The organism is Rothia sp. ND6WE1A (assembly GCF_001683935.1).
Classification (GTDB): Bacteria; Actinomycetota; Actinomycetes; order Actinomycetales; family Micrococcaceae; genus Rothia; species Rothia amarae.
The window spans coordinates 1-23,218 of sequence record NZ_LXTU01000050.1 but is presented as its reverse complement, the minus strand read 5'-3'; the positions used below and the strand labels follow the sequence as shown (position 1 = coordinate 23,218).

Annotated in this window: 20 protein-coding genes and 1 pseudogene; 11 read left to right on the top strand and 10 right to left on the bottom strand. The window is 53.2% G+C overall.

The features are described 5' to 3' along the window. Window positions 1–4: 4 nt before the first annotated feature. The 3 genes from A7E48_RS06070 to A7E48_RS06060 all read right to left on the bottom strand — a co-directional run bounded on the left by A7E48_RS06070 (window position 5) and on the right by A7E48_RS06060 (window position 3,516). The gene (locus A7E48_RS06070) at window positions 5–769 is read right to left on the bottom strand and encodes an enoyl-CoA hydratase/isomerase family protein (RefSeq protein WP_068170845.1); all 765 of its coding nucleotides are present in this window, start codon (window positions 767–769) and stop codon (window positions 5–7) included. Further along, the gene (locus tag A7E48_RS06065; protein WP_068170843.1) at window positions 769–1,974 is read right to left on the bottom strand and encodes an acetyl-CoA C-acyltransferase; all 1,206 of its coding nucleotides are present in this window, start codon (window positions 1,972–1,974) and stop codon (window positions 769–771) included. The genes A7E48_RS06070 and A7E48_RS06065 overlap by 1 nt, the downstream gene beginning before the upstream one ends. Before the next feature lie 210 nt (window positions 1,975–2,184). Beyond that, window positions 2,185–3,516, bottom strand: a complete 1,332-nt coding sequence (locus A7E48_RS06060; protein WP_068170839.1) for an MFS transporter — start codon at window positions 3,514–3,516, stop codon at window positions 2,185–2,187. 264 nt (window positions 3,517–3,780) lie between these two features. Here A7E48_RS06060 and A7E48_RS06055 point away from each other — a divergent pair, with 264 nt between their 5' ends. Together A7E48_RS06055 and A7E48_RS06050 are read left to right on the top strand one after the other, a co-directional pair. Next, on the top strand, window positions 3,781–4,248 hold the full coding sequence (locus A7E48_RS06055; RefSeq protein WP_083147234.1) for a carbohydrate ABC transporter permease: 468 nt from the start codon (window positions 3,781–3,783) through the stop codon (window positions 4,246–4,248). A gap of 111 nt (window positions 4,249–4,359) precedes the next feature. Then, the gene (locus A7E48_RS06050) at window positions 4,360–5,112 is read left to right on the top strand and encodes a hypothetical protein (protein WP_068170836.1); all 753 of its coding nucleotides are present in this window, start codon (window positions 4,360–4,362) and stop codon (window positions 5,110–5,112) included. Window positions 5,113–5,234: 122 nt separating this feature from the next. On the opposite strand, the pseudogene A7E48_RS06045 reads toward A7E48_RS06050, so the two are convergent. The 3 genes and pseudogenes from A7E48_RS06045 to A7E48_RS06035 form a co-directional block, all read right to left on the bottom strand. Next, window positions 5,235–6,620: pseudogene (locus A7E48_RS06045) on the bottom strand (NAD-dependent succinate-semialdehyde dehydrogenase); the annotation flags it as partial. Between the two features lie 62 nt (window positions 6,621–6,682). Further along, a complete protein-coding gene (locus A7E48_RS06040) occupies window positions 6,683–7,717 on the bottom strand; it encodes an iron chelate uptake ABC transporter family permease subunit (protein ID WP_068170832.1) in 1,035 nt (344 codons plus the stop codon). Then, a complete protein-coding gene (locus A7E48_RS06035; RefSeq protein ID WP_083147233.1) occupies window positions 7,714–8,787 on the bottom strand; it encodes an iron ABC transporter permease in 1,074 nt (357 codons plus the stop codon). The genes A7E48_RS06040 and A7E48_RS06035 overlap by 4 nt, the downstream gene beginning before the upstream one ends. 93 nt (window positions 8,788–8,880) lie before the next feature. Between A7E48_RS06035 and A7E48_RS06030 the strand changes: the two genes are divergently transcribed. From A7E48_RS06030 to A7E48_RS06000, 8 genes are all read left to right on the top strand, one after another. Then, a complete protein-coding gene (locus A7E48_RS06030; protein ID WP_141669393.1) occupies window positions 8,881–9,933 on the top strand; it encodes an iron-siderophore ABC transporter substrate-binding protein in 1,053 nt (350 codons plus the stop codon). Window positions 9,934–10,005: 72 nt separating this feature from the next. After that, complete coding sequence (locus A7E48_RS06025) at window positions 10,006–10,359, top strand: hypothetical protein (RefSeq protein ID WP_083147231.1); 354 nt, start codon at window positions 10,006–10,008, stop codon at window positions 10,357–10,359. Beyond that, entirely contained in the window at window positions 10,359–10,511 is a 153-nt protein-coding gene (locus tag A7E48_RS11150; protein ID WP_158004406.1) for a hypothetical protein, read from the top strand. Before A7E48_RS06025 ends, A7E48_RS11150 begins: the two co-directional genes overlap by 1 nt. Window positions 10,512–10,687: 176 nt before the next feature. Next, entirely contained in the window at window positions 10,688–11,752 is a 1,065-nt protein-coding gene (locus A7E48_RS06020) for an ABC transporter ATP-binding protein (RefSeq protein WP_068170826.1), read from the top strand. Continuing rightward, window positions 11,749–12,423, top strand: coding sequence for an ABC transporter permease (locus A7E48_RS06015; protein WP_068170822.1), 675 nt, complete (start codon window positions 11,749–11,751; stop codon window positions 12,421–12,423). The genes A7E48_RS06020 and A7E48_RS06015 overlap by 4 nt, the downstream gene beginning before the upstream one ends. Then, window positions 12,420–13,079 (top strand): ABC transporter permease, encoded by a 660-nt coding sequence (locus tag A7E48_RS06010; RefSeq protein WP_068170820.1) that lies wholly within the window; start codon window positions 12,420–12,422, stop codon window positions 13,077–13,079. Before A7E48_RS06015 ends, A7E48_RS06010 begins: the two co-directional genes overlap by 4 nt. 8 nt (window positions 13,080–13,087) lie before the next feature. After that, on the top strand, window positions 13,088–14,011 hold the full coding sequence (locus A7E48_RS06005) for an ABC transporter substrate-binding protein (protein WP_068170817.1): 924 nt from the start codon (window positions 13,088–13,090) through the stop codon (window positions 14,009–14,011). A 254-nt stretch (window positions 14,012–14,265) separates the two neighbouring features. Continuing rightward, window positions 14,266–15,213, top strand: a complete 948-nt coding sequence (locus A7E48_RS06000) for a hypothetical protein (RefSeq protein WP_186303185.1) — start codon at window positions 14,266–14,268, stop codon at window positions 15,211–15,213. 64 nt (window positions 15,214–15,277) lie between these two features. Here the strand turns inward: A7E48_RS06000 and A7E48_RS05995 are convergent, their stop codons facing one another. The 4 genes from A7E48_RS05995 to A7E48_RS05980 all read right to left on the bottom strand — a co-directional run bounded on the left by A7E48_RS05995 (window position 15,278) and on the right by A7E48_RS05980 (window position 21,354). Next, window positions 15,278–17,428 (bottom strand): PTS glucose transporter subunit IIABC, encoded by a 2,151-nt coding sequence (locus tag A7E48_RS05995; protein WP_068170812.1) that lies wholly within the window; start codon window positions 17,426–17,428, stop codon window positions 15,278–15,280. A gap of 80 nt (window positions 17,429–17,508) precedes the next feature. Continuing rightward, window positions 17,509–19,149 carry an alpha,alpha-phosphotrehalase gene (gene treC, locus A7E48_RS05990; RefSeq protein WP_068170809.1) on the bottom strand — a complete coding sequence of 547 codons (1,641 nt, stop codon included), beginning with the start codon at window positions 19,147–19,149 and terminating at the stop codon, window positions 17,509–17,511. Between the two features lie 108 nt (window positions 19,150–19,257). Further along, window positions 19,258–19,968: a trehalose operon repressor gene (treR, locus tag A7E48_RS05985; protein ID WP_068170808.1), complete on the bottom strand. Its 711-nt coding sequence runs from the start codon at window positions 19,966–19,968 to the stop codon at window positions 19,258–19,260. 183 nt (window positions 19,969–20,151) lie between these two features. Then, window positions 20,152–21,354 (bottom strand): cobalamin-independent methionine synthase II family protein, encoded by a 1,203-nt coding sequence (locus A7E48_RS05980; protein ID WP_068170805.1) that lies wholly within the window; start codon window positions 21,352–21,354, stop codon window positions 20,152–20,154. 465 nt (window positions 21,355–21,819) lie between these two features. Between A7E48_RS05980 and A7E48_RS05975 the strand changes: the two genes are divergently transcribed. Then, the coding region (locus tag A7E48_RS05975; RefSeq protein WP_068170802.1) for an amino acid permease at window positions 21,820–23,218 on the top strand (1,399 nt) is incomplete at its 3' end.

Sequence of the window (23,218 nt, the reverse complement as noted above, 5' to 3'; positions counted from 1 at the left end):
TTACCTACTTCTTTTTGCGGTCAAGAAATGCTTGCATGCGATCGAACTTAGCTTCTGATTCAAACAGAATTGCCTGGGCAAGCTCGTCAATATGAGGATGTGCCGACGGCGGTGCCGAGAACACGCGCTTGGTAATGCGCACGGCGAGCGGATCCTGTTTGCCAACGCGGTCTGCTAATGCGTGGGCGGCGTCAAGTAGCTCTGCCGGATCGTGAATTTCGGTGACGAGTTTGAGTTCCAACGCTTCCTCGGCGTTGAGAATGCGCCCCGCCATGAGAATTTCCAGCGCTACGGGTTCACCCACCAGCTCTTTGAGCCGCCACAGTGCGCCGGCTGCGGCAATAATACCTAGCCCGGTTTCGGGCTGACCCATCTTGATATAAGGGGTTCCCAGCCGAAAATCTGCAGCGTAGGCAAGTTCGGCGCCTCCGCCGAGGGCATACCCGTCAATCGCCGCAATCACCGGCATGGGCAACTTATGGATGCGGTCAAAAATCTGCGAATTGACGCCGAGGAGGGCATCTTCTCGACGACGTTCACGCAACTGGGCTATATTGGCGCCGGAGGCAAAAATACCGCGCCCATTAGCTTCGCACCCGGTCAAAATCATGATTTTAGGAGTGCGTTCTAGATAGCGGCATACCTCGTGTAGTTCACTTACCATGGCGGCGTCGATGGCGTTGCGCACCTCGGGCCGGTTCATGCGCACCAGCAGTCGGTCTTCGCGCTCGTCTACGGTTAAGGCTTGAAAGTGGTCGGTGGTGAGCATTAGACACGCTCCACCAGGGTTGCCGCGCCCTGACCCACACCAACGCACATGGTAGCTAGACCTTTATCTTCGTTTTCGCGTTCCATGCGACCAAGGAGGGTAATCAAGAGGCGGGAGCCCGACGAACCGAGCGGGTGACCCAAAGCAATCGCGCCGCCGTCGCGGTTCACGATGTCCGGGTTAATTCCCAAACGCCGCATGGACGCCAGCGACTGGGTGGCAAAGGCTTCGTTGAGTTCTACCGCGCCAATGTCATCTATTGACCAGCCGGAGCGTTCTAGCACTTTCTCGGTTGCAGGAACCGGGCCTAAGCCCATAATCTCAGGGGCAAGACCGGCGGAAGCGCCATCCACAAATCGTGCACGGGCTTTTAGTCCGTATCTCTTCACTGCAGCGTCTGAAGCGACAATGATTGCCGAGGCGCCGTCATTGAGCGACGACGAATTACCCGCCGTTACTACCGAACCTCCGCCGACGACGGGGCGCAGCTTAGCGAGAACTTCTGTGGTAGTTCCGGGCCGGGGGCCTTCATCGGTGTCCACCATGGTCTCGTTACCCTTGCGGTCTCGAATGGTGACCGGCACGATTTCATCTTTGAACCTGCCTGCCTCGATAGCCGCCAATGCTAGTTCGTGTGAGCGGACGGCGAAGGCGTCGGCGTCTTCACGGGTGATGCCGTCTAGCTTTGCTACTTCTTCAGCGGTTTCAGGCATGGAGTAGGTGAATTTATCGCGCTTTTTAAATTCGGGGTTTACAAAGCGCCAGCCGATAGAGGTGTCAAAAGTTTCCCCGGGCTTGGCGAATGCTTTGGTGGGTTTTTCGGTCACCCAGGGGGCGCGTGACATGGATTCCACGCCGCCTGCAATCACGATATCTGCTGCGCCGGATTTAACCATTTGTGCTGCCACGGTAATAGCGGACATGCCTGAAGCGCACAGGCGGTTGACCGTGATGCCGGGAACGGTATCGGGGTAATCATTGAGTAACCACGCCATACGGGCTACGTTGCGGTTTTCTTCACCGGCACCGTTAGCGTTGCCCAGAATGACTTCGTCTACTACCGCGGGGTCGAGTCCGCTTTTCTCGATGACGTCTTTGATGCAGAGCGCTGCAAGATCGTCGGGTCGTACCGAGGAGAGAGCTCCGCCGTACCGCCCAACGGGGGTGCGTGATCCGCCGATGAGGAATGCTTCAGGGGTACTCATCCAAACTCCTTTGTTGGAATGCAGCTCACATGCTTTCGCCGAGTGACTACGCTGATTTACTGAATGGTCGTTCAATAAATAATCTCAAATAAATGTGATGTGAGTCAATATCTTGGGGCAAGGGTAAGAGAAGTACACCGTTTCCGCAAAAATACATGCTCTAGCTTGTACTTTTGCGGAAACGGTGTACTTTGTGGGGGCAGGGAACTGCTAGCGTGCCTTCTCGGGGTGAAGATTGATGTCCTGAATCGATCGAGGAACCATGCTGACAGCTATCAGTGAGATAACGGCGGCGATGGCGATATATGCACCGATTGACCAGGATTTTCCTGTCTCGGTCAGAAGCATCTCGGCGATCATGGGGGCAAATGCGCCGCCAAAAATCGACCCAATGGCGTAACCAATCGAGATTCCTGAAAAACGCACGCGAGCGGGGAACATCTCAGCGTAAAGCGCTGACTGGGGACCGTATGAAGGCCCCAACGTCATTGTGAGGATAAAGATTGCCAGGGTGAAGAGAACGATATTTCCCGTATCAATCATGAGCCACATGGGAACAGCCCAAATAATCATCGCGATATAACCCAGTTGAAAAGTGCGTACTCTGCCGAATTTATCTGACATCCAACCGCCGAGGAGGGGAAAGATGAACCAGCCGAACCCGCCAATGAGCGATGCCGTTAGTGTTTCATTGCGGCTCATGCCCAGCGCCTTCACGCCGTAGGCTGCGAAGAAGGCAATCACGAGGTAGCCTGCAGCGTTATTGGCGATAAAGATGAGTGCGGCAAGGATAACTTCTTTGGTGTTCGTCCGAAAGAGTTCTTTGAGTGGGGCGGATTCTTCAGACTTTAGCTCCTGCATTTCAAGAAATACGGGAGATTCATCTACCGAGCGTCGAATATAAAAACCCACACCAATCAGCACAATAGATAGCAAGAAAGGAATGCGCCAGCCGTACGCCAGGTAAGCTTCGGGGCCAATTGTAAGGTTGATGAGCAGGACGACGGCGGTTGCCAAAATCATGCCAAGGGGCACGCCGATTTGTGGGAAGGCGCCAAAAAGACCTCGTTTGCCAATGGGGGCATGTTCGACAGACATGAGAGCAGCTCCGCCCCATTCGCCTCCGGCGGAGAATCCTTGGAGAATTCGAAGGGCTACTACCAGGATGGGCGCGGCGATTCCGATGCTTTGGTAGGTGGGCACTAGCCCGACGCCCACTGTTGCTACTCCCATAGCAATGAGTGTGAGAACCAGCGTGATGCGACGTCCGTAGCGGTCGCCAATATGCCCGGCCACTATTGCGCCGAGGGGGCGGAAGATGAAGCTAATTCCGAGGGAAGCCCAAGCTACAATCTGAGCGAGGGCTGCTGATTCGTTGCCTGCCGGGTTGAAGTAATGGGTGGCGAGGATGAGACCTGCTGCTTGGGCGTAGATAAAAAAGTCGTACCATTCGATGGTGGTGCCCACGAGGGTTCCTGCGAGAACTTTACGTTCTTCGGTGGACATTCTGTGGGACGGTGCGGTGGCGACGGAGGCTGTCATGGGGTCTCCTGAAGGGTGCTGGAAATGAAGAATATGAGCTGGTTCACATTCGTTTGAGGAAAATCCTATCCGACAGGGGAAGGTAAAAATAGAGTTTGAGGAAAATTATTTAACGAACGTTCGGTGATTTACTGGGTTTTTTCTGTAGGCTGTTCGATTTCTGTTTACTGAGTAGGGTAAATAAGTTTTGAGGGATTCAATATCCCCGCAAGATTCGCATCACCCAGCGTTCATATTTTCACCTTCGTAGCAGTTGCTGGTTCCATGGTGCTAGGGCTAGGTCTTGTCCTGTTGCTTGACCGCAACCTCAAAGGGCGCAATCTGGTGCGCTCGCTCGTCTTCGCTCCCTACGTCATCTCAGGTGCAGCAATCGGCGTAGCTTTTCAATTCGTTTTTGACCCCGGTTACGGTCTGATTCAAGACCTCCTAGGGCGAATCGGCATTGAATCACCGCAGTTCTACACCGATCCCCACTGGGCGCTATTCATGATTACCGCTACTTACGTGTGGAAAAACCTCGGGTACACCTTCGTGATTTATCTGGCAGCGTTGCAAGGTCTGCGCAAAGACTTAGACGAAGCCGTCGAAATTGACCGCACAAAACTCCGCCGTCCTGGGTTCTCACTCAGGACGGCGGAGCTGTATTCAGATTGCATGAACCACTTATCTAAACCCGGCGAATTGTTTTGTACTTTTGGCTATATTTCTTTCACAACTAGTTCAGTATCGTAATAAATTCGAGAAGTGATTAGCCATCATGCGCTCGGATAATGACAATCTAGAAGCCCCCCCGCGCTGAATGTTTCTGAGCAAACAGCGCGCCTCCAACATATAGGGAATATAGTGAAAACAACTCGCCGTACTTTAGTGAAAGGTGCCGCATGGGCGGCACCCGCTGTGGTTGCCTCCGCAGCTATTCCAGCCTACGCAGCTAGCCCAATCCCGGTTCTTTCCTCCGTTATTTGGTTTAGCGGTCGCGGCACTACCACTAACTACACCTCTACCTGCTCCGTACCCGAAATGACCTCCGCCACCGGCGCCTGTGGAGCTACCACCAGCGCCTGGCCCTGGCGCAACCGCTTTCAGTTTTATGCCACAGATGACGCGGTCTACAGCGACGCTGGTAGCTGCGTTCGTGACTCAAAGATTGACATCACCAACCTCACCGCTGCTCAGTTGACCGGCCCCGTAACTCTCACCTTCTGGCGCCCAGAAAATCTCGATACCGCGAACGATATTCGTACCTGGTACCGCGGCGCGAATGATTCGGGGCTCTGGACGATTCCAACGTCTACGGGGGCAGTAGCTACACCGTTTGGCGGAGCCTGGGCTGGAGTAAAAATGTACGAATACAAAATGACCCTCTCTCTAGCGGACGCCCGAAAGTACATGGTTTCTGATGGAAAAGGAGGGGTTAGCCTGAAACTGACTAAATCAGCAGGTGCTGCTATGAGCTTCTTCTCCGACTGTATGCCCTTCGATTCAAATAACACCCAGGCTGATTTAGATGCCTTTAACCGCCTGGGGCGCTATGTTCTCACCGTACCTACAGCTAAGGGGAACCTGACCAAGGATACTGGTTTCTACACCAGCTAAGAGCCTCCGTTACTTTAGGCTGGATCCACCCCACCCACAAAAACTCCGCCGTCCTGGGTTCTCACTCAGGACGGCGGAGGAATAATTAGCGCGGAAACCCGCGACCAGCAGTCGCTAAAGCCTTATAGCTCCTGCTCGTGCACGCGCACCATACGCTCATTGGTGAACTCGCGTAGCGCCCACTGGGCGTTCTCGCGACCGTAACCGGACTTGTTGATACCGCCGAAGGGGAATGCGGGGTCGGACTCCATGTGAGCGTTAATCAGCACCATGCCGGCGTTGATGCGCGCACCGAACTTCTGAGCCTTCTCTAAGTCCTCAGACCATACCGAAGACATCAGGCCGTATTCGCTGTGGTTAGCGATACGCAGCGCGTCCTCTTCGTCCTTCGCCTTGAAAACCATGACGACGGGTCCGAAGAGTTCGTTGCAACCCATGTCTGAGTTGAGGTCGACGTCGGTGAGCAGCGCGGGTGACATGAACCAGCCGTCGCGGTCGAGCTTCTCGCCGCCGAAATGCAGGGTTGCGCCGTCCTTGACTGCCTGAGCGACACGCTCCACGGCTTCGTCGCGAGCACCCTCTGAAGAGAGCGGACCCATGTCGGTATCTTCGCCGTCGTAAGGACCAACCTTCACGTTTTCCAGTGCTTCCTTGGCGCCGGCAACGAAATCGTCGTAGAGATCCTCTAGCACAATCATGCGCTTGGGGGATGTGCAGACCTGACCGGCGTTAGCGATGCGGTAGGTAACAGCCTTCTTGGCAAGAGCTTTCACATCTGAGGTGTCCAAAACTACGAAGGGGTCATTGCCACCGAGTTCGAGCACCGAACGCTTGAGGTTCTTTGCAGCGTGACCGGCAACAGATGCACCGGCTGCTTCAGAACCAGTGAGCGAAACACCCTTGACGCGGAAGTCTTCAATGATTTTCTCGGCGTCTGAGGTATCGAGGTAGAGGTTCTGGTAAGCGCCAACGGGTAGACCAGCTTCTTCGAGCATGGTCTGGAATCGCTGGGATGAGACGGGACAAATTGCCGCCTGCTTCATCAAAATAGCGTTACCCACCATCAGGTTAGGCAGTGCAAAACGGGCGATTTGGTTGTAGGGGAAGTTCCAAGGCATGATGCCGAAGAGCACACCCAGCGGATCGTGCTTAACGTAGGTCTTCTCAGCACCTTCTGCGGGGAGCACGGTGTCTTCGAGGAATTCGGGCGCGTTATCTGCGAACCAGCGGGCGGTCTTGGCAACCTTGGTGACCTCTGCCTTGCCCTGCTTGAGGGGCTTACCCATCTCGCGACCGATGATGTCCGCTAGTTCATCGGTGTTCTGATCGACAATATCGGCGAACTTATGAAGAACCTCGGCGCGCTCTGCCATGCTGGCTGAACTCCACTTGAGGTACGCCGCATGGGCGTTTTCAATGATTTCTGGAATCTGCTCGCTTTTAATGGAGTCAAATTCTTCTTCTACTTTTCCAGTGCTTGCGTTTGTTAATGCATATGTGCTCATGGAACTATCAGACCACTTAGTAACGCAGAATGTCTAGGTGTTTTTTGATGAGCGAACAGGCACTGTTAGCGGTTGCGCACTATAAACCAAAGCATGTAGAGCCCGCCTATTGCGCCCGTGACGAGCCCTACGGGAATTTGGAAGGGAGCTAGCGCACGTGCGGCTATGAAATCTGCAATAACTAACATAAGTGCGCCCATGAGCGCAGACTGCCACAGAGCCGCACCGGGAGTTTTCCAGAGTCGATGGGCTAATTGAGGTGCCATTAATGCCAAAAACCCAATCGGCCCAGCAATCACGATAGAGAGGGACGTAAGGACGACGGCGCCGCCTATGAGCCAATAGGTGGCGGCACGCACGGGTAGCCCCAAACCTGCCGCTAAATCATCTCCCAGTTCTAGCACTCGTACTACGCGTGAGAAGCTCAGAACCAGCGGAATCGCGATAATAACCCCAAGGAGCGCGGCGTGCGAAGCATTCCACGTCATTGCGTTAAGAGAGCCAAACAGCCATGTTTTTGCAGATTCTGCTTGATCAAGGTCGGCTCGCGTCAACAGGAAATCGTTGATAGCTGAGAGCATGGCACCCATTGCGATACCAATCAGAATCAGTGATTGACCCATAGATTTTTGACCTGATTTTCCTGCAAAAAGAAGCACTAAAGCGGCGGTGAAAAATCCTCCCATGATTGCTCCTGCCCCTACCCCCAGTACAGAGTTTGCCCCTGGGGCGGCATCGCTGACATGGGAGTGCAAGAGTAAAACCACCAGCGCCCCGGTGGCTGAACCGGTGGTGAAGCCGATGATATCGGGTGAACCAAGAGGGTTTCGGGAGACCGATTGGAATATAGACCCTGCTAGACCGAGGGAGGCTCCCACCGCCAGAGCTGCCACCACTCGAGGTAGCCGTTGGTTGAGTACAATGTAGCGGTCCATTTCATTTCCGCCGCCGGTAAGAACTTGCCAGACGCCCTGTGGCGAAATCTCGAAAGTTCCTACGGTGATGGTCAGCGCGAGCATGGCGATGAGCAACCCGATTACTATGGCGGTCACTGCGCGGCGTCGATGCATACGGGGGAGGAGTGCTGATTGCGTGCTCATACGATTTCTCCACCAGTCTGCGTGATGTTTTGAGCTTTTCTTCTTGGGCGTGCAGGGGCGGAATTGAACCGCATAATCAAAGTGAGCAGCAAAGGCGCTCCAATAAATGCGGTCACAATCCCCGCTTCAATTTCCGAAGGAATGGCAATTACTCGGCCGATGATATCGGCGGTCAGCATAAGTAGCGGTCCAAAAACCAGTGAAAGCGGCAAAATTGCTGAGAGGCGAATTCCTACTAAAAGTCGCAAAAAATGAGGGATCATTAGGCCAATAAAGGATATAGGTCCAGCTACTGCGGTTGCCGACCCGCATAGAAGAGCGATAGCTGCCAGCGTACCTACTCGAACTAAGGTCACCGGCGCTCCTAGTGCGGTGGCGGCGTCGTCACCTAAAGCCAGCGCTTCCAACGGACGGATAACTAGTAACGCCAGCAGAATGCCTACCCCCATGAACGGCAGGGCGGTTAGCGATACTTCAAGAGGGCGACCCTCGAATGCCCCTACTACCCAAAATCTGTAAGAATCGAACGCCTGGGAGTTGAACATAGTGATAATGCCGGTCAACGCGCTCAAGCACGCGTTTAAGGCTACGCCGGCAAGGAGTAACTGAGATATGTGGTTAAACCGTGTGGAGGAGCGTGGTATGCCCAGGAGGAAAACTATGGTTGTTGCCACCATCGCACCGGCTAATGCTAACCACATTTGGTGAAGGGGAGCGGCGGTTCCCAGCGTGGTGATTCCCGTTACTACTGCCAGTGACGCCCCGCTGTTGATGCCTAAGAGCCCTGGTTCTGCCAGTGGATTGCGGGTGAGGGCCTGCATTAATACGCCCGCTGTTGCCAGTGCCATGCCCACGAGAAGGGCGGCGAGTGTACGTGGGAGTCGTAATTTCCACACAACTAATGAGTCCGAGGAATGATTGTGCGCCCAAAACCCTTGCCAGGCATGGGGCAAACTCATCATGCGAGAGCCTACTGCCAGAGAAACTACGGTGAGAAGGAGTAGGCAGGCTATTCCTAAAAGAAACGTGAGAATAATTCGGGTGCGAGGGGCAGAAAGTGAAGAACTCATGGTTGAATGGGACTGCCTCCACACTGGTAAGAAAAATTGAGAAAAATGAAACCGAACTACAATTATATACTTAGGCTAGGCTAACCTATGTTTATGTATTCGTTCGAAAAGATTTCCTCAGCTTCAATGTCCCGCCGCACTCTAGGCGGAGCGTTCCTAGGTGGAGTTGCCTCCCTAGCTTTGACAGCGTGCGGTTCCTCCACCGATTCTGCCTCCTCTAACAATTCTTCTTCCACCGCGGAGAATACCCCGGCAGCTCCCGCCCCCTCTGCCCTTCCAGATGGCATGGGCACCACTGCGGCGTCGGGAGAATTCCCCCGCACCGTCAAGCACTTCCGGGGCGAAGCAAAGCTGGATAAAAAACCAGAGAAAATTGTGGTTATCGCAACTGGTCAGCTAGATGACGTCCTGGCTCTTGGCGTTGTACCTGTGGCGGCAACTACAGCAAAAGACGCCGACGTCGTGCCCCAATACCTTCGTGACGCCTACTCCAATCAGGTTAAAGAACTGGACGCCATCAAAACCGTAGGCAAGCGCACCGCTCCCGATACAGAGGCCATTGCAAATCTTCAACCTGATCTCATTTTGCTCAACAACACCCAAGATGATGAGTCCATTTATGAGTCCCTCTCTGCTATCGCCCCGATTGTGGTAACCGAGGGAACCGGTGTGAACTGGAAGCAGGATTTTCAGCTAGTAGCCGCTGCCATTGGCGATACCGACCGCGCTCAGCAGGCGATGGGTGACTATCAGAAAGCTGCTCAGGAGCTGGGGGATTCTGTGGAAGATTCCACTACTTTCTCCTTCTTGCGCCAGAGCGCAGATCGCATTCGTATCTGGGGTATTTCCTCTTTCGTGGGATCAATCTGTGAAGACGCTGGGTTGGCTCGCCCCGAAACCCAGCAGTTCGCTAAGACCTCGCAGGATATCAGCTCCGAACAGCTGGACCAGGCAAACGGCGACTGGCTTTTCTACGGCGTGCAGGGCGGTGACGCCTCCACTCTCACAGGTGAGGCACTGTGGGAAACCCTGGCGCCCGTCGCTGATAAGAAGGCAATTCAGGTAGATGATGAAATGTTCTACATCAACGCCGGAATCACCGCGGCGCGCGGAGTGGTTAATACCATCAAGGACGCCGTGAAGTAGAGCTCTAAGGCACGGTAAAAGTGGCGTTCTGAGGTGTAAAAATGCACCCCAGAGCGCCACTTTGGCTTCGTCATCTATGCCTCTATCGGCAAAGCTGCCCGAGACTGGGACGCTTTCCACCAGGTTGTGGATGCACTCAAGACCATTTGCGAAGACCAGATTTTGATTCTGCAGACGGGCCGCCCCGTTGCCGTCTTGGACACTCACCCGGTAGCGCCCATGGTGATGTCTGCCGTCAACAACACAGTGGAAGTTTGGGCGAACGAAAACAAATTCTATGAACTTTTCAAAGAGGGCAAGACCATCTGGTGCGGGATCACTGCCGCTACGTGGCAGTACATTGGCCGCCTCCTGCGGGGTTTCTCAGCAGGAAGCGAATTGGGGGTCGGCGGCGTCTGGACTCGCTACTGGCTATCCTTCTGCTGATGTCTGCACAGGGAATCTTTCTGCTCTACAAGATTATGGAGGGGCTGCCCCTAGGCGCTGGCTCTGCCAAAGTGTATGCCAAGGTTCGACGCGCGATACCGCTACTCGAAGAAGACCGCGCGCTCGTCGGAGATTTAGAAACGGTAACCTAGCTGGTCAGAAGCGGAAAAGTTGCCCAGGCGGTTGACCAGGCGATTGAGCTGGGACAATCAACTCGTTCGGGAATGTACTTCATATGAAGTTTGTTTCTTTATAAGTCGTCTTTCTTTTACTTCTCAGATTCACCCTTTACTCTTAGTGCAATACTGAACAGAACGTTAGGATCCCCGTGTCAGTTCTCAACAACGCGATTGAGTTTAAATCGGTTTTCAAAACGTACGGTGATAATACCGTCGTGGATAACCTAAATTTGAGTATTCCTGAGGGAAAAATTACTGTTTTCGTGGGTCCATCGGGCTGCGGTAAAACTACTTCTTTGCGCATGATTAACCGCATGGTCGAGCACACCAGTGGCACTATTTTGGTCAATGGTGAAGACAACACGGCGCGTCCTGCCCATGAGCTTCGCCGTTCTATGGGTTATGTTTTGCAACAGGCGGGTTTGATGCCGCACCGCACGATCGTTGATAACATCTCCACGGTTCCCCGCCTGAATGGTGTTTCTGCACGTCAGGCGAAGTCCCAGGCGTTGGAATTGCTGAATACCGTCGGTCTTGATGAGTCGTTCGCTAAGCGTTACCCCTCCCAGCTTTCGGGCGGTCAGGCGCAGCGTGTGGGTGTGGCGCGTGCGCTGGCATCTGAGTCGTCGATTCTGCTCATGGACGAGCCTTTCTCCGCCGTTGACCCCGTGGTGCGAGCCGATCTTCAGAAAGAGCTGTTGCGTTTGCAGAGTACGCTGGGTCGCACCATCATCTTCGTGACTCACGATATGGACGAAGCAATCCTGCTGGGGGATTACGTTGCTGTTTTTGCTCGTGGCGGCCGTATCGCCCAGTTCGGAACACCCGAAGAAATTCTGCGTGAACCTGCCGATGATTTCGTGGCGTCGTTCGTCGGGCGGGACCGCGGTATGCGTCGTCTGACCTTTGCATCTGGCGCAGACGTTCCTATTCACCCTCTGGACGCCCAACAAACCCCTTGGCAGCAGTGGCAACTCAACGTTGAAGACGGACGCCCGGCGGGTTGGCGCATTGACGACCGCGTCATCCCCGGAGGTTCGCTCTTCGTAGAGGGCGGAACGCTGCGTGATGCCCTTGATTCGGTTCTCTCTTCACCCTCGGGCTGGGGCGTGGCTGTCAATGAACAGGGACAGGTTCTGGGGTTGTTGAAATCTGACGACGTTCTCGAAGCCACCGAACGAGAGCGCCTCAACCGTTACGGAGTCTCGGCGTGAATTGGCTCCAATCTAACCTTCAACATGTGGGGGAGTTGACTGCGCTACATCTGTTGCAGTCAATCATCCCGGTCATTATTGGCACTATTATTGCGGTTCCTATTGCCCGTTTTGCTATGGGACGCCGTAGAGACGGTCGTTCCACCGAGCGCACCACCGGCGCAGGCAAGCTACGCCGCGGTCTGGTTATTAACTCGGCGGCGCTGCTCTACACCATCCCTTCGCTAGCGCTCTTTGTGCTCATGCCGTTGGTGCTGGGTACCTCGATTACCTCGTTACTCAACGTCTACGTGGCGCTGACTCTCTACGTCATCGCTATGATGGTGCGCTCGGCGGTAGATGCTTTTGACTCGGTTTCTCCGGTGACTCTTGAGGCCGCAACCGCTATGGGGTACCGTCCCACCCGCCGGTTCTGGGCAGTGGAGCTACCGCTCGCCGTCCCCGTCATGATTGCGGGTTTGCGAGTGGCGCTGGTGTCTAACATTTCGATGGTCTCGGTAGGTGCTGTGATTGGTATCCAGTCGCTAGGTACCCTATTTACCGATGGCCTTCGCCGCGACCTCCCTGCAGAAATTATCACCGGCATCGTGGCAACAGTGTTGCTGGCGCTGGTACTTGACCGACTTCTTGCCCTACTGGGCTCTTTCCTCACCCGCTGGAGGACCGCATGAACATCTTTGACAAAACATGGGCATGGTTCACTGCCGACGGCGCGTGGACTGACTCCGGCGGTATCTTCCAGCGATTGTTAGAACACCTGGGTTACTCCGGTCTGATTCTTTTCTTTGCTGCTTTGATTGCTATCCCGATCGGGCTTTGGGTAGGGCATACCGGAAAGGGCGAGAACATTGTGGTCGGTGTAACCGGCGCGCTGCGTGCTCTGCCCACCCTGGGTTTGCTCACCCTCTTTGCCCTCTGGATGGGGCTGGGACTGACCGCTCCGGTAATCGCCCTGGTGATTCTCGCTATTTCCCCGCTCCTGGCGGGTGTTTACTCGGGTATCGCCGCTGTCGATCCTATTACCGTGGACGCCGCACGCGCCCAAGGCATGACCGAGTGGCAAATTCTCACTCGCGTGGAACTGCCTCTCGCCGCACCTCTGATTTTTGGCGGTCTTCGTAACGCTACGCTGCAGGTTATCGCTACGGTCACCATCATGGCTTATATCAACCTCGGCGGTCTTGGCCGCTATCTCATTGATGGTCTTGCTGTGCGTGACTACCCCCGCATGGTTGCCGCCGTGGTGCTAGTAGCTGTGCTGGCGCTCGTCGTCGATGCTCTTCTTGCGCTCATTCAGCGCGCCCTGACTTCTCCTGGAACCCGATAGGAAAACCCATGACTGTGAATATAAATCGTCGCCACCTCTTGGGGTTGGCAGGTATTGGTGCTGGAACCCTTGCGCTTTCGGCGTGTGGGCTCTCGGGCGAGACGGCGTTCGGCTCCGGTTCAACTGACAGCACCGTCGTCATTGGTTCGGCAGACTTTACGGAGTCTCAGATTATTGCGGAAATTTATGCGGCGGCGTTGAACAAACGAGGTTTGACGGCAGAAACCCGCCCCGCCATTGGCGCACGTGAGGCGTATATTGGGGCGTTGCAGGAAGGAACCGTGGGGGTTGTGCCTGATTACAGCGGTAACTTGCTACTCTACTTTGATGCGCAGACCAAGGCGCAGACTCCCCAAGAGATTATGAAAGCTCTTCCTTCTGCTCTTTCCGATCAGCTTTCGGTGCTTGATCCTTCTCCTGCGGAGAATAAGGACTCACTGGTTGTTACCTCTGAGGTTGCGCAGAAGTTTGGGCTGAAGTCTATTGCAGACCTTGCCGCGCATAGCTCTGAGATTACTCTTGGTGGTCCTCCTGAGTTCGCCGAGCGTTCCTATGGTTTGCCGGGGCTGAAAAAGAACTACGGTTTTGAGCCGGCTAAATTCTCGCCGATTAACGACGGCGGTGGCCCGCTGACCGTGCAGGCGCTCATCGACGATCAGGTGCAGACGGCAGATCTTTTCTCCACGGACCCTGCGATTGTGAAGAATAACTTTGTGGTGCTAGAGGACCCTAAGAATAATTTCTTGGCTCAGCAGGTTGTTCCCGTGGTGAATGCCAAGCAGGTTTCGGTGGCTGCTGCGGATGTGCTCAATGAGGTGTCTGCCCTGCTCAAAACCGAAGATCTCATTGCTTTGAATGACAGGGTGTCCGGGGAAGAAAAGGCTAACCCGACGACCGCGGCCAAGGATTGGGTGGACCAGAAGCTTACGTAGGAGGCTTCGCTGGTAAGGTTCTTCAAAAAATACACAGTTTCAGCATTAGTACAAGCGCGAGCATGTATTTTTACTGAAACTGTGTATTTTTCTATGGGGGGGCTTTGCTTCAGACCCTCAGATTTTGAAGAAAGCTCTTTCATTGAGCATCATCAGGTACCAGCGTCTGTGGATTAAGGAAAAACATCCTAGTTATCCACAGACATTCAATGGTGATGAATCCGGAGAATTTTTCCATCCTTCACACTATGGGTATGGCAGATTTATTTGAGATTCATTCCATGATTAACACTATTGAAGACCTTCACTGTTGGCACAACCTCACGCGTAGTAAAATAACCCGGATGCGTAGAGACGGCGAGCTTTTTAATATCCGCCGCGGTCTGTATATAAACGCCCAAAAATATCAGAGTCTTCCACCGTGGGGAAAATACGCCGCTCACCTGATTGCATATTCACGCACTGCTAAGAACCCTGTTTTCTCTCATCAGTCGGCGGCAGTTTTTCACTCGTTGGCTCTCATTACAGTTCCAACTAAAATCCATACTTATTGTCCAACGGATTCACGCGGTTCGAGCAAAGATGTCGTGAAGCATCCTTTTCTCACAGAACACACCTCTTTAGCGAATAATCTTTATGGATCTAATTCTCAGCTCACTTCGTTGCTGACTACCGTTATAGATTGCTGTACTCAGCTCTCTTTTGAAGAGGGCGTAGTTTTAGCTGATTCAGCATTGCGGGTACACAAAATACCGCAGGAAATACTGCGAGAAGCAATGCTTAACTATCGTGGAGTTCACCGTGAAAGAGTCCATGCAGTTGCCCGTGCGATGAGTGCGTGTGCGGAATCCGCTGGTGAATCGTTAACACGATTGATTCTGAATCAATTAAAGCTCTCTTACCAGGAACAGCATTGGTTCACCCATAATCAGCACAGGTACCGCACGGACTTTTTCGTTGAAGAGTTGAATCTCATTATCGAATTCGATGGCGATATCAAATACGAAGTGTTTGGACCTCGCGAAGCAATCATCGTAGGGGAGCGTTTGAGAGAGCGGGAATTGCTCAAATCTGGGTACCGTATCTTTCGGGTGGATTGGAACGACGTCTGGCGTAACCCATACCGTACGATGTATCAGATTCGCGACGTCGCGGAGAAAATTCGGCAGGAAAAAGAGCCAAAAAATACACAGCTCCAGTAAAAGTACAAGCGTGAGCATGTATTTTTGCTGAAACTGTGTATTTATTTGGCGCCGGCCGGAAACCTTAAGCCACAGGCTCGCGGTTGCCCAGGCGCTTCTTCTCAACGGTGCGCTGCTTGTCTAGATCAGCGTCCTTGAATCCGAAGAAGTAAACCAGGGTGAAGGAAACAATCACAGTAGCGATGGAAGCAATCCAGAAACCAGTCCAGGACTGATCGAAACCACCATCGGGGTTCACGAAGCTGAAGAAGCCAATGAGTGAACCGGTGAAGCCCCACATGTTCACGTGCATCAGGCCGGTAATGAAACCGCCTACAGCCGCACCTACAGAAGCCATCGCGAAAACGCGACCGTACTTGAGGTTGATGCCGTACATGGCGGGTTCGGTAATGCCGCAGAAACCAGCGATGGCAGCGGAACCGGAGAGGCCCTTCATCTGCTCGTTACGGGTCTTGGCGAATACTGCCAGAGCGCCTGCACCCTGAGCAACCATGGTTGCTGAGATGATGGCGTTCAGGTAGGAGTGGCCCTGCGATGCGATGTCGTTAGCAACAATTGGGATAACTGCCCAGTGCAGACCGAAGATGACCAGGCACTGGTAGAAGGCTCCGATGACCAGACCGGAAATTGCAGGTGAGAGGTCGTAGACCCACTGAATGCCGCCTGCGATTCCGTTGGAAATCCACATGATGATGGGTCCAAGAACCACAAGAATCAGGGTGGAAACCACGAAAACTTCAATGAGCGGAACAAAGATCATGCGCAGAACGGCGGGGATCCACTTCTTGAGAACCGGTTCAATCTTTGAGCACAACCAGGCGGCTACGATCATCGGGAAGATGGAGTAGGTGTAGGACGCCATAGGGAAAGGAATTCCGAAGAACTCTGCGTTGGTAGAGATACCCAGCAGCGAGCCTGTCGCTTCGCCCTTCGCCAGCTCGGCAATAGTGGGGTAAGCCAACACGCCACCGATGATGGAGACGATAATCGGGTCTGCTCCCAGACGACGCGCGGCGGTGAAGCCCACGAAGATGGGTAGGAAGTAGAAGACGGCGTCGCCCATGGCATTGATGATGGTGAAGGTTTGGGATTCTGGGTTCACGAGTTCGTAGTGAGTCAGAATCGTCAAAAGACCCTTGAGCACACCGGATGCAGCCAAAAGACCGATCACGGGCATCATGGAACCGGTGATCACACCGATAAGCGAGGAGAAGCCCCACTTGAACCATCCGCCCACACCCGAGGGGCGTTCAGCAGGTTCTGTTGCAGACTCGGTTTCTCCGCCAGCCTTGCCTGCGCCAATCTGCTTAACGACGGCGTCGTATACGTCTTCAACGGCGGGGCCGATGACTACCTGGTACTGGCCGCCAGCGCGAGCAACGTCGATGACGCCGTCGAGGTTTGAGACAACCTCGTCGTTCGCCTTGTCGTTGTCTTTGAGGTAGAAACGTACGCGGGTGATGCAGTGGATAACACTTTTGACGTTTTCCTTGCCACCGATGTTGTTGAGGATGTCCCAAGCGAGGGCATCGTAACCGGTGAGGTTTGCGGGGCGCTCTGCTACTGCGGGGTCGACGGTGCCGCCAGCGGCGCCGGGTTCGATAGGTTCGGTGGCGTGTGCACCGGTTTCAGAGCGTGTTGCGGTACCAGATGCTGCACCTGCTGCTATTGATCCTGCCGCTGCACCGGTTGGTGCTGCGCCGGTAGCGTCTGCACCATTGGCGGTGTTCTGAGCTGCGGGAGCGTCCTTGACCTTCAACGTTACTTCTGCGGCAACGTCGCCTGCAGATGCCGAACCGGTGTGGACGTCAATGTCCTCCACAAACTTCGGGGTATTGGTGATAGCAAGAATCGCGGTAATGCCCTTACCTGCCGCACGAACCTCGTCGAGGTTCATGCTGGCAATGCGCTGGCCTGCTTCAACGGTCTGACCCTTTTCGAGAAGCATCTCGAAAGGAGCGCCGTCGAGCTCAACGGTGTCTACACCGAGGTGGAGCAGAAATTCCAGGCCGCTTTCGGACTTGATGCCGACGGCGTGCTTGGTGCTCGCCACCATGGTGACCTTGCCCGATACGGGGGAGACCACGGTGTTATCGGTGGGGTTAACACCGAATCCCTTGCCGAGTTTTCCGCCGGCGAATACCGGATCGGGAATCTCGTTCATGGGAATAACCTCGCCCGTCATGGGGGCGAGGACGGATACAGTCTTAGCCATGACTGTGCCTCATTTCTGTTTTTCTTATGGCAATACAGGTTCGTTTAAAACTCGTTCCGGTGGCATTTTGCCTATATGGGTTAGATCTTGATGGCTAGGGATTCGTACGGTCTGAGCGTGTAATCATCCCTGAGCTGATGGGCTGGATAGTTTCCGATGAGAATGTACCCGTTGAGGAACTCGTGGGGGATTTCGATGGAGGTTTCTTCGCCGTAGAAGTTGTTGAGGACGAGGAGTTTCTCGCCCTGATACTTTCGAGTGTAAGCAAAAACGGTGTCGTGTTCCAGCGCATACGGCTCGTACTCGCCTTCGGAGATGAGCAGATTTTCTTTGCGGAGCTGGATGAGCTTTTTGTAGTAGGGAAGGATTTTTCCTTCTTTTTGCTCGTGCTCTACGTTGATGGTTTTGAAAGTAGTGGGGCGCAGCCAGGGTTCGCCGGTAGTAAAGCCTGCGTTTGCGCTGGAATCCCACTGCATGGGAGTTCGCGAGTTGTCGCGTGCTTTAGAGGTAACAATTTGGAATGCTTCGGTTTCCGTCTTGCCGTCGGCGATGAGGGAGACGTAGGCGTTGCGCGCCTCGACGTCGACATATTCCTCAATGTCTATATATTGGGGGTCGACCATTCCAATTTCTTCGCCTTGGTAAATGTAGGGCGTACCGCGCAACAGGTGAATGACGGTTGCCAGCATGGTTGCCGATTCGACGTGAAAATTCACGGGGTCTGCAAAACGATTGATGGCACGTGGCTGGTCATGGTTGTTCCAGAACAGCGCGTTCCAGCCATTTCCTGCTTGCATACCTACTGCCCAGTCATTGAGCAGGTTCTTTAGTACATGGAAGTCGAAAGGTACCTTGGTCCACTTGTGACCGTCTTGGTAATCCACTTTGAGGTGGTGAAAGTTGAAAACCATATCCAACTCTTCGCTCTCGGGGTTCGAATAGCGGATGGAGTTTTCGATGGTGGTGGTAGACATTTCACCGACGGTGAGTACGCCGTCGTAGTTACCGAACGTTGCCCGGTTCATTTCGTGAATCCAGGGGTGGACGCGCGGGGTATCGGTGTAGAGCAGCTTGTCGATCATGCCGGGTGCGGCGTCTTCGAGGAATTCGCTTTTGCCGATGACGTTCAGGACGTCAAAGCGCAGACCGCGTACGCCTTTTTCCAGCCAGAAGTTCGCTACTTTGTAGAGTTCTTGGCGAAGGTCGGCATTGTGCCAATTCAAATCTGCCTGTGTTTTGTCGTAGAGGCAGAGGAAGTATTTGCCGGTGTCGCCGAAGGGCGCCCAGGCTTCGCCACCGAATTTGGATTCCCAGTTGGTGGGGAAAGAGCCGTCTGGCTTAGGTTCGCGGATGTAGAAATAGTCCTGGTACTTTTCTTCACCGGCGAGTGCCCGCTGGAACCACTCGTGTTCGGTGGAGATGTGGTTGAAGACCATATCGAACATGACTCCGATACCGTGATCTTTGAGGGTCGAAATCAACTCTTCAGTGTCTTCCATCGTGCCCAAATCTGGGTTGATGGCGTAATAGTCGGATACATCGTAGCCGTTATCGCGCTGGGGGGAGGCAAAGAAGGGGTTGAGCCAAACCATGTCTACGCCGAGGGATGCGATGTAAGGAATCTTTTCGATGATGCCTCGAAGATCCCCCAGCCCGTCTCCGTTGGAGTCGTAGAACGATTTGGGGTAGACCTGGTAAATTACCTGGTCACGGAAAGTCATAAAGATCCTTTGTAGGGTTGTTGAGTTTTTACTTTTAAAAGGAGAAGTTACAGGCCGGAGAGGTCTGCAACTCGTCTCACCGTGCGAATCCGGTGAGCTGCGCGGCGCCTAGCGGCGTCGTGCGAAATCTTGGTAGATAAATTTATCTGCGCGGTGGCGGGATTCGGTGAAGAGGAAGGCTGTGGTGTCTTCCAAGCTGGTCACCGAGGTGGTGACTGCAACGTATTCACCTTTGGCAAGATGCATGAGCTTGCGGTCGCTTTCCTGAGCTGGTTCTACTTTGATTTGCTTAGAAGAGTAAGCAATGGAAAGCCCGAGGGTGTTTTCGAAGTATTCGAAGAGTGAGGTCTCGGCGGCTTCTTGCGGAATAGACGGAACTACTGAATTGAGAATGTAGTCCCGGTCAATAATTGCTGGTTCGTTGTCGAAGAAACGCAAACGGGTAACCGCGGTGGTTTCTTCGGACTGAAGATCCTTCGCTAAGGATTTGAAAGAGGCTAAGGGAAGCAAAGTTTCCGAAAAATCAATGAGTTCGCTACGGGTTGATGCGCCTGCTGCATGGGCAAACTCTTTATAGCTCACCAAAGAGGAGACGGGCAGAGCGTACTGAGAATGGCTGATTACCACGGAGCCTTTACCCATAATTTTTTGAATGTATCCGCGGTCAGTCAGGAGCGCTAGCGCCTTACGAGCGGTTTCACGCGAAACGGAGTAGTTCTCGGTGAGTTGTTTTTCGCTGGGAAGGAGCGAACCTACGGGGTAGGTGCCATCGTCGATTTTGGAGGAGAGGTCTTGATAGACGCGTTCGTATTTGCCCACTGTGTTCCTTGTGTTGTTGTAGGCCGTCAATGAAAAGTAGACATGCCCGTACAGGTTAATCATAAGGGTGTACGGACAGGTTTTCTACGGGAGATGATTCTTTCTACAACGAAGAAAAGCGCCTGACGTCGCAAGAAGCTGAGTCAGGCGCTTTAATCTGTCCCCTTAACTGGGATTTTTAAATTAGAACAGACGCTCGGACGCGATTTTAGCGCCCTCACCGAGTGAGCGTAGCTTTGCCCAGGCAATATCAGGGTGAATACGCCCACCCAAACCGCAGTCGGTAGAAGCAATCACATTTTCTTTACCCACTACTGAGGCGAACTGCTCAATGCGCTGGGCAACGAGTTCGGGGTGCTCTACGACGTTGGTGGAGTGCGAAACCACGCCGGGTAGGATAACTTTGCCGGCAGGGAGTTCAATCTTTTCCCATTCTTTCCACTCGTGGGCATGGCGGGCGTTGGCTGCCTCAAACGAATATGCCGAAGCGTTGATAGATAGCAGGGTCTTTGCCAGGTGCTTGAATTCGAGATCCGTGGTGTGCGGACCATGCCACGAACCCCAGCACAGGTGGAAGCGGATTTTGTCCTGGGGCAAATCTTCCAGCGCATAGTTAAGGGCGTCCACGGAGGTCTGAATAAAGTTCAGGTAGTCGCTGACGGACGGCTCGGGATTGATCTGGTCCCAGCCTTCGGCGATGGAGGGGTCATCAATTTGAACGGTTAGACCGGCGTCGATAATCGCCTTGTACTCTTCTTTCAGGACATCTGCCCAAGCGAAGATAAATTCTTTGTCGCTGGCGTAGTGCTTATTTCCTACGCGTGCGGCGGACCCGGGAGAAAGCGCTGCCACGAATCCCTCCTGCGCACCCGCTGCCTGAATGGCTGTATTGAGGTTGGAGGTGTCGGAGGCAACGGCATCCTGCCCAACATAAGAAATCGCTGAGGTTGCTACAGGGAACGACCGATCTGGGTCGTTTCCGAGATCTAGTTCTGTGGCGTAAAAATCGTGGAATTTAGTCCAGTCCCGGCGATCGCCAAAAGTGGTGTATTTCAGATTGCCGGGGGTGGAACGGAAAACTTCATTGACCGGATTACCTTCTTCAATGAGTTCGAGTCCTCCTGTGCGGGCAAACGAATAGTGCCACCATGCACCGTAATCAACGGCTTGGGCCATCGCGTGCCCGTACTCACCGTCGTTGACTATGTCGATGCCGACCTCTACCTGCTGGGTCACAACGTTCTGCACTTCTTCCGTCAGAATTTTCTGAAAATCAATCTCGGCAAGTGTTCCTTCTTGCCGTTGACGATTGGCTTTCTGCAGGCGTTCGCTGCGGGGGAGTGAGCCCACGTGAGTGGTCTGAATACAGGTAGTGTTTTCTGCCATGGAATCTCCTTGAAGTAAATAAATTGGGTTAAAGGCTTCTCTCCAGCAAACCGCTTCGATCTATGTTCTTCCAAGTTATTCCAGGTTTTTTATTGCATATTTCTGTGTTTCAGCACTATGACAATCTGAGTCAATACGAAGTAGAAATATTGCTTAAGAAGAAATATTTGAACATGTGAAGGAACGTGAATATGATGCCGCCCGGCAGATTTGTTCTTCCCAACATCACAAAAAAATTATTCAGCGACAGCGAAAAATAGAACGGTTGCGTAAGAAAAACTGATGTAACGTTTCCCCTCGTACAACTTCGTTGAGCATGGTGAATCAGTCCAAGGCGCTTGATGGTTTGAAATGTGCCTAGGTCGCCCATACCTCAAGATGCTCGTCTTCTGACGGGGAGAATATCTTTGGTTCATTTCTGTTTTATCCATGATTCTCATATTTTCTTACACAGGGGGGCTCCGAGTGGTTGAGAAAACTAATCACGTGCCTAAAGGCACGCATGATCCGAGCGTTTTTCAAGAAGAACAAACCGGATTTCACAAGGGTCTAGGCTCTCGCCAGATTCAGATGATTGCTATTGGCGGTTCTATTGGTACTGGTTTATTCTTGGGTGCCGGCGGGCGTCTTGAAAAAGCAGGTCCAGCCCTTGCCTTGGATTACTTGCTGTGTGGCATTATCGCCTACCTCATACTTCGTGCGATGGGTGAGCTGGTCGTCCACCGCCCATCCTCTGGCTCTTTCGTCTCGTATGCCCGTGAGTTCTACGGTGAAAAAGCAGCTTACGTTTCGGGTTGGTTTTACTGGATTAACTGGGCAATGACGTCGATTGTTGACTCCACTGCTATCGCGATTTACGTGAAGTGGTTTGGTCAGTACAGCGAATTTATTGCGGGTATTCCCCAGTGGCTGATTGCGTTTATCGTGATTTTCCTGGTGGTGTCCCTGAACTTGATTTCGGTGAAGGTGTTCGGTGAACTTGAATTCTGGTTCGCTTTGGTGAAGGTCGCCGCACTGGTTACCTTCTTGCTGGTGGGTTGTTACTTCGTTATTTTTGGTACTCCTACAGGATCAGAAACCGGCTTCCATCTCATTGCCAATAATGGTGGTTTCTTTCCCAACGGTATTGTTCCAGCTCTTGTTATTATGCAGGGTGTTGTCTTTGCCTACGCAGCTATTGAATTGGTCGGCACTACTGCCGGCGAAACCCAGGATGCTCGTAAGGTAATTCCTAAGGCGATTAACACGGTAATTTTCCGTGTCGCTATCTTCTATGTTGGTTCGGTTCTTCTGTTGACCCTTCTGTTGCCTTACACTGCTTACTCTGCTGATGAGTCACCTTTCGTGACCTTCTTCTCTCATATTGGGGTGGACTATGCAGCTCCCATCATGGAACTGGTTGTTATTACCGCTGCGCTGTCTTCTTTGAACGCTGGTTTGTACTCCACTGGTCGTATCCTGCATTCCATGTCCGTAGCTGGCTCGGCTCCTCGATTCGCTCAGCGCGTGTCCACCAATGGTGTTCCTTACGGGGGTATTCTGCTGACTGCTTGTGTAGCTTTTCTCGGGGTCGTTCTAAACTACTTTGTTCCCAAGGAAGCTTTTGAAATCGTGTTGAACATTGCTTCGCTGGGTATCATTTCCAGCTGGGCAACTATTGTGCTTTCGCACATGAAGTTTGTTTCGCTCAGCAAACAGGGCGTTTACACCCGACCTGCTTACCGAATGCCTGGCGCACCTTTTACAGACTGGATTGTTCTAGTGTTCCTTGCAGGCGTATTGGTGCTGATTGGTTTCGATTACCCCGTAGGTACTTTTACTTTGGGCTCACTCATTATCGTGATTCCTTTGCTGGTGATTGGAT